Annotated in this window: 5 protein-coding genes; all 5 read left to right on the top strand. The window is 65.3% G+C overall.

The features are described 5' to 3' along the window. The first annotated feature begins 169 nt into the window (after positions 1-169). Positions 170-1,789: a sugar ABC transporter ATP-binding protein gene (locus AWB65_RS33830; protein WP_087671149.1), complete on the top strand. Its 1,620-nt coding sequence runs from the start codon at positions 170-172 to the stop codon at positions 1,787-1,789. Continuing rightward, complete coding sequence (locus tag AWB65_RS33825; protein WP_087671148.1) at positions 1,790-2,791, top strand: ABC transporter permease; 1,002 nt, start codon at positions 1,790-1,792, stop codon at positions 2,789-2,791. Between the two features lie 222 nt (positions 2,792-3,013). Next, positions 3,014-4,054, top strand: coding sequence for a LacI family DNA-binding transcriptional regulator (locus AWB65_RS33820; RefSeq protein ID WP_087671147.1), 1,041 nt, complete (start codon positions 3,014-3,016; stop codon positions 4,052-4,054). Positions 4,055-4,440: 386 nt separating this feature from the next. Further along, on the top strand, positions 4,441-5,376 hold the full coding sequence (gene rbsK, locus AWB65_RS33815) for a ribokinase (RefSeq protein ID WP_087671146.1): 936 nt from the start codon (positions 4,441-4,443) through the stop codon (positions 5,374-5,376). A gap of 222 nt (positions 5,377-5,598) precedes the next feature. Then, a partial coding sequence (locus AWB65_RS33810; protein ID WP_143281823.1) for a methyl-accepting chemotaxis protein occupies positions 5,599-6,461 on the top strand: 863 nt, incomplete at its 3' end.

Genomic DNA, 6,461 nt, shown 5'->3' with positions numbered 1-6,461 from the left:
CTGCTTTCTTTGCTTACTTTCTTTGCAGCAGCAAAGAAAGTGAGTCCCGCCCCGGACAGGGGCAGAGCTAATAGACCGAAAAGAAAACAAGTTCCCTAGAAGCGCATCAACATCAAACGGTGTTAACAAGCCCATCCCACCCCAGCCCCAGCGCCAGCGACAAAAACGCATGCATACCTCAGCCCAACCCGACGCCAATTCACCCGCGCCCGTCGTGCTAAGCGTCGCCGGCATCGGCAAGACGTATGTCGAACCGGTACTGTCCGGCGTCTCGCTCGACTTGCGCGCAGGCGAAGTCCTCGCGCTGACGGGCGAGAACGGCGCGGGCAAGAGCACGCTGTCGAAGATCGTCGGGGGGCTCGTCACGCCCACGACCGGCACGATGACGCTCGCAGGCGGCGCCTACGCGCCGGCTTCGCGCAAGGACGCCGAAGCACTCGGCGTACGGATGGTGATGCAGGAGCTGAACCTGCTGCCCACCTTGTCGGTTGCGGAAAACCTGTTTTTGAACCGGCTGCCGCAAAAAGGCGGCCGTTTCGGCTGGATCGACCGGCGCGTGCTGCGCGAGAACGCCCGGCACGCGATGGCGCAAGTAGGGCTAGATGCAATCGATCCCGACACGCCCGTCGGCGCGCTCGGGATCGGGCATCAGCAAATGGTCGAGATCGCGCGCAATCTGATCGGCGATTGCCGCGTGCTGATACTCGATGAGCCGACCGCGATGCTCACCGCGCGCGAAGTCGATCTGCTTTTCGAACAGGTCGGACGGCTGAAAGCGCGCGGCGTCGCGCTCGTCTATATCTCGCACCGGCTGGAGGAGCTGAAGCGCATCGCCGAGCGCGCGGCCGTGCTGCGCGACGGGCGGCTCGTGCATCTCGGCGATATGGGCGAACTCACCAGCGACCGGCTCGTCACGCTGATGGTCGGGCGCGACATCGGCGAGCGGATCGATCTGGGCGAGCGGCGCATTCGCGAGGTCGCGCTGAAGGTGGAAGGCATGACGCGCGGCAACGTCGTGCGCGACGTGTCGTTCGACGTGCGCGCGGGCGAGATTTTCGGCGTGAGCGGGCTGATCGGCGCGGGGCGCACCGAGCTGATGCGGCTCATCTACGGCGCGGACACGGCCGATGCGGGCGTCGTCAGGCTCGCGCGCGGATCGGGGGCGCTTCAGGCCGTGAAGATCGATTCCCCATCGGACGCGGTGAAAAACGGCATCGCGCTCATCACCGAGGATCGCAAGGGCGAGGGCCTGCTCCTGCCGCTGCCGATCGCCGCGAACATTTCACTCGGCAACATCGGCGAGGTGGCGCGGCATGGAATCGTCGATGCGAAGCGGGAAGCCGCGCTCGCGCAGACGCAGATCGACGCGATGCGTATCCGCACGTCGGGCCCCGCACAGGCCGTGTCGGAACTGTCGGGCGGCAACCAGCAGAAGGTGGTGATCGGCCGCTGGCTAGCGCGCGACTGCATGGTGCTGCTCTTCGACGAACCGACGCGCGGCATCGACGTCGGCGCGAAGTTCGACATCTACGGCCTGATGGGTGCGCTCGCGCGGGAAGGGCGTGCGCTCGTGGTCGTATCGAGCGACCTGCGCGAACTGATGCTGATCTGCGACCGGATCGGCGTGATGTCGGCGGGACGCATGACGGGCGTGTTCACACGCGAAAACTGGACGCAGGATGCGCTCCTCGCCGCCGCGTTCGCGGGCTACGCGAACCGCGAGGCGATCCTGCACGAGCCGGCAGAACCCGATGCAAAAGCGCCGGATTCCCACACTTTGGAGCATTGAATGTCAGGCCAGCCGAGCGGGACCGATTTGCAGACCGAGCCGCCCAAGGCAGCGAAGGCGGTGGGCACGCGGCTCGGTATTTCGAATTACCTTGGCCTCCTGGGCGCGCTGATCGCGATGATCGCGCTCTTTTCGGTGCTGAGCACGCACTTCCTGACCTACGACACGTTCAGCACGATCGCGAACCAGATTCCCGATCTCGTCGTGATGTCGGTGGGGATGACGTTCGTGCTGATCATCGCGGGGATCGATTTGTCGGTGGGATCGGTGCTGGCACTGGGGGCGGGCGTGGTGAGCGTCGCGGCGCTGCAGTGGCACTGGCCGGCGCTGCCCGCCGCGCTGCTCGGACTCGCCGCCGCCGCGCTGACCGGCACGTTGACGGGCGCGGTGACCGTGGCATGGCGGATTCCATCGTTCATCGTGTCGCTCGGCGTGCTCGAAGCGGCGCGCGGGCTTGCGTATCAGTTGACGAATTCGCGCACGGCCTACATCGGCGATGCGTTTGATTTCTTCTCGAATCCGATCGCTTTCGGCATTTCCCCTGCATTTTTGATCGCAGTTGCCGTAATGATAGTGGCGCACCTCGTTTTGACGCGAACCGTCTTCGGGCGCTATCTGGTCGGCATCGGGACGAACGAGGAGGCCGTGCGGCTCGCAGGCGTGAATCCGCGGCCGTACAAGGTCATCGTATTCGCGCTGATGGGCGCGCTCTCCGGGCTCGCCGCGCTGTTTCAGATTTCGCGGCTCGAAGCCGCCGATCCGAACGCAGGCGCCGGGCTGGAATTGCAGGTGATCGCGGCGGTCGTGATCGGCGGGACGAGCCTCATGGGCGGACGCGGCTCGGTGATCAGCACGTTTTTCGGCGTGTTGATCATCTCCGTGCTGGCGGCGGGGCTTGCGCAGATCGGCGCGAACGAGCCGACCAAGCGCATCATCACGGGCGCGGTGATCGTGGTCGCGGTCGTGCTGGATACGTATCGGAGCCGGCGGCGGCGCGGTTGAGCGCTTTTAAGAGTATGTGGAGTCAGCACGGGGCGGGACATAACGCCGGCGAGGACAGGAACACGCGAGACACAAGAAACACGAAACACCATCAGAGCGGGCAACCGGACGGGGCGCATCGACGGCCATGCGTGGCAACGCTGAAAAGCGAACGCGGATTCACGTCGGGCGTACCGGTAGCCCTCCATCAAAAAAAGCAGGAAGTCGGACGAAGGACCAAGTATGGCGACGATCAAAGACGTGGCAGCCATTGCAGGGGTGTCGTTCACCACGGTATCCCACGTAGTGAACAATTCGCGGCCGGTGTCGGCCGATGTACGGGCGAAAGTCGAGCGCGCGATCCGCGAGCTGGACTACGTGCCGTCGGCGGTCGCGCGCTCGCTCAAGGCGCGCTCGACGGCGACGATCGGCCTGCTCGTGCCTAACGCGACCAACCCCTATTTTGCGGAACTGGCGCGCGGCGTCGAGGACGGGTGCGCCAAGAACGGCTATTGCGTGTTCTTCTGCAATTCCGACGACGATCCCGCCAAGCAGCGCAACTATCTGCGCGTGTTGCAGGAAAAGCGTATCGACGGGCTCGTGATCGCGTCAGCGGGAGAGGATGCCGTGCTCGCGCAGAGTCTTGCGCACTCGCGCGAGCCGCTCGTGATCGTCGATCGCAACATCGAAGGCATTTCCGCCGATCTCGTGCAGATCGACCACGAAAAGGGCGCATATCTCGCGACCAAGCATTTGCTGCAACTGGGGCATTCGGAGATCGGCTGCATCACGGGGCCCGTTTCGACAGCGGTCAGCGCGATGCGCGTGCACGGCTTCATCCGCGCGATGGCCGAGCGCGGCATCGAGATCGAGCCGAATGCAATCGTCGAAAGCGATTTTTCGGCGACGGGCGGGTATGCGGCGGCGTCGCAACTGTTCGATACGCTCAAGCCGAGCGCGATCTTCGCGTGCAACGACATGATGGGCATCGGCGCGTTGCGGGCGGCAGCGGAGCGCAAGATCAGCGTGCCGGGCGACTGCTCGATCATCGGATTCGACGACGTGGAACTGAGCCGTTATACGTATCCGGCACTCTCGACGGTCGGGCAGTCGGTGCGCGCGCTCGGCGAGATGGCCGCGCAGACGCTCATCGACCGGATCATGGGCAAGATTCCGACGAACACGCGGCGCCGTGTCGTGGCGCCGCGTCTGATCTGGCGCGAATCGACGGCGGTCGTTTCGGAAACGCGGCGGCCGAAGCGGCGTGGCGCGCGCAAGGCATGAGGTGGCGGTTGCCGACCTCGTAGTGGCGCGGCACGCGGAAAGCGTGACCTGGCGGTTGCTACTTTGTAGCAGCGCGGCGCGTGGAGCGCATGAGTGAAATCCGTGACGGGGTGAATGCGATGGGTCGCGCGCGCCTGCTGCGAAAGGCGCGGCATCGAACGTCCATTGGGCGGCCACGGCGTGAAACGGAGCCGGTTCGAGCGTTTTTTTGGCTGCGGGGCTTGCGCAAATTGGCTGTCGGCGGCAAGGTTGACGCCCTTATTTCAAGATAGGGGCGGCGAAAGGCGCGAGCCAACCAAAGGCCGTTTCCCGGAACGCGTCGATGCAAAAGCGTCGCACCGACGCGATGAACCCGCCCCCACCTCACCATTCCAGCGAGACACGCCATGACCTCACTTCCCACCACCGAGCGCCACGGCCGCGTCGTCGTCGCCGGTAGCCTGAACATGGACCTCGTCGCGCGCGCGCCGCGTCTGCCCAAGCCGGGCGAAACGCTCGCGGGCCACGCCTTCGCGCAAGTGCCGGGCGGCAAGGGCGGCAACCAGGCGGTGGCGGCGGCCCGGCTTGGGGCGAACGTCGCGATGCTCGGCTGCGTCGGCGGTGATCCGAACGGCGCGACACTGCGCGCGGGACTCGAAGCGGAATCGATCGATTGTGCTGCGTTGGGCACGAGCGCCTCGGCACCGACGGGCGTCGCGCTCATCATCGTCGACGACGGCAGCCAGAATGCAATCGTGATCATCGCGGGCAGCAACGCCGATGTCACGCCCGCCACCATCGAACAGCACGAGTCGCTGCTCGCCGCCGCCGACGTCATCGTCTGCCAGCTCGAAACGCCGCCTGACGCGGTGCGCGCGACACTCGCGGCCGGCCGCCGCCTCGGCAAGACGACGATCCTCAATCCGGCGCCCGCCGCGAGCACGCTGCCGGCCGACTGGTTCCCGCTCGTCGACTACCTGATCCCGAACGAACTGGAAGCGGCGACGCTTTCCGGCATCGACATCGCCACGCCTGACGACGCCCGTCGCGCCGCTGCCGCACTGCGTCAAAAAGGCGCCCGCAACGTGATCGTGACGCTCGGTTCGCAGGGCGTTTTCGCCCTGCTGGAAGGCGGCGACGGCGAGCACCTGAGCGCGCCGAAAGTGAAAGCGATCGACACCACCGCCGCCGGCGATACCTTTATCGGCGGCTTTGCGGCCGAACTCGCGCGGGGCAGCGCGGTCGCGTCGGCGATCGTCTTCGGGCAGCGTGCAGCGGCGCTCGCCGTGACACGCGAAGGTGCGCAACCTTCGATTCCGCATCGCAGCGAAATTACGTCGTAATCTTTCTTCAATAACGGTTTAAAACGAACGTTTGTTCGCTGGTTTATTTCGTCAGACGAAAAATTTTCCTAAAGTGCTTGCGAGCGCAGGCCGTAATCCGGTGGTAAGCGGGACGCCAGAAAGCGCCGCTTCGGCGGCGGTCGATAGCCGCCGCCGATCCATTCGGCCCTTATCCGGCTACGTTCTCGTTTCGTTCGCTGCGCTTTTGCATCAAGGAAAATCATGACAAAGAGTTTGACGATCAAGGCGCGCCTTGGCATCACGATGGCCTTTCTGGGCGCTCTGCTCATTGCGATCGGCGGCCTTGGCCTTGCCGGCATGAGCCGTTCCAACGACGCATTTCTCGACACTTTCTCCAATCAGATGCCGAGCGCGATCGCGGTCGGCAACACCGAACTCTATGCGGCGCGCGAGCGCCTCGTCTTCGATCGCGCGGCGCTGCTCGTCGGCACGGGCGAGGTCGCGGCGACGGTCGATCGTGCGCGCCAGATGCGCGGCCGCGCCGATGCGTACTGGAAGGAATACCTCTCGTATCCGCAAAGCCCGACTGAAAAGCAACTCGCCGATGCCGCGCTCGCACGGCGCGTGGAACTGCAAAAACGCGTCGACGCGGGCCTGGAAGCCATCGCGGCCGCCGATCAGACGCGCATCGTGACGGAAGCCAAGGCGATGCAGGCGGCCTACAACGAACTGTCGACGGCCAATGACGCGCTGCGCAAGGAACTCACCGATTCCGCCCGCGCTGGCTACGACGAAGCCCAGCGGACCTTCAGCCTGTTCCGCACGATCAGCCTGACGGCGATCGCGCTCGGCCTTGCTGCTGCGGGCTTCGCGTGGTTCGCGCTGCGCCGCGCCATCGCCCGTCCGCTCGACGAGGCGCTCGGCCACTTCGAAGCGATTGCCGCCGGCGACCTGCGTCACAAGGTGAGCGTGACGCGTCGCGATGAGATGGGCCTGCTGCTGGAAGGGCTCTCGAAGATGCAGGCGAGCCTCGTGACCACGGTCGAGACGGTGCGCTCGGGCAGCGAGTCGATCGCCTCGGCGACGAAGGAAATCGCGGCGGGCAATATCGATTTGTCGTCGCG

Source organism: Caballeronia humi, assembly GCF_001544475.1.
GTDB lineage: Bacteria > Pseudomonadota > Gammaproteobacteria > Burkholderiales > Burkholderiaceae > Caballeronia > Caballeronia humi.
The sequence above is the reverse complement of the archived record's forward strand: the minus strand, read 5'-3'. Positions and strand labels throughout refer to the sequence as shown.

Bases quoted from the DNA above. Each gene is read 5' to 3' on its own strand.
- AWB65_RS33825 (WP_087671148.1), top strand. From the start codon at position 1,790: ATGTCAGGCCAGCCGAGCGGGACCGATTTGCAGACCGAGCCGCCCAAG.
- AWB65_RS33820 (WP_087671147.1), top strand. From the start codon at position 3,014: ATGGCGACGATCAAAGACGTGGCAGCCATTGCAGGGGTGTCGTTCACC.
- rbsK (WP_087671146.1), top strand. From the start codon at position 4,441: ATGACCTCACTTCCCACCACCGAGCGCCACGGCCGCGTCGTCGTCGCC.
- AWB65_RS33830 (WP_087671149.1), top strand. From the start codon at position 170: ATGCATACCTCAGCCCAACCCGACGCCAATTCACCCGCGCCCGTCGTG.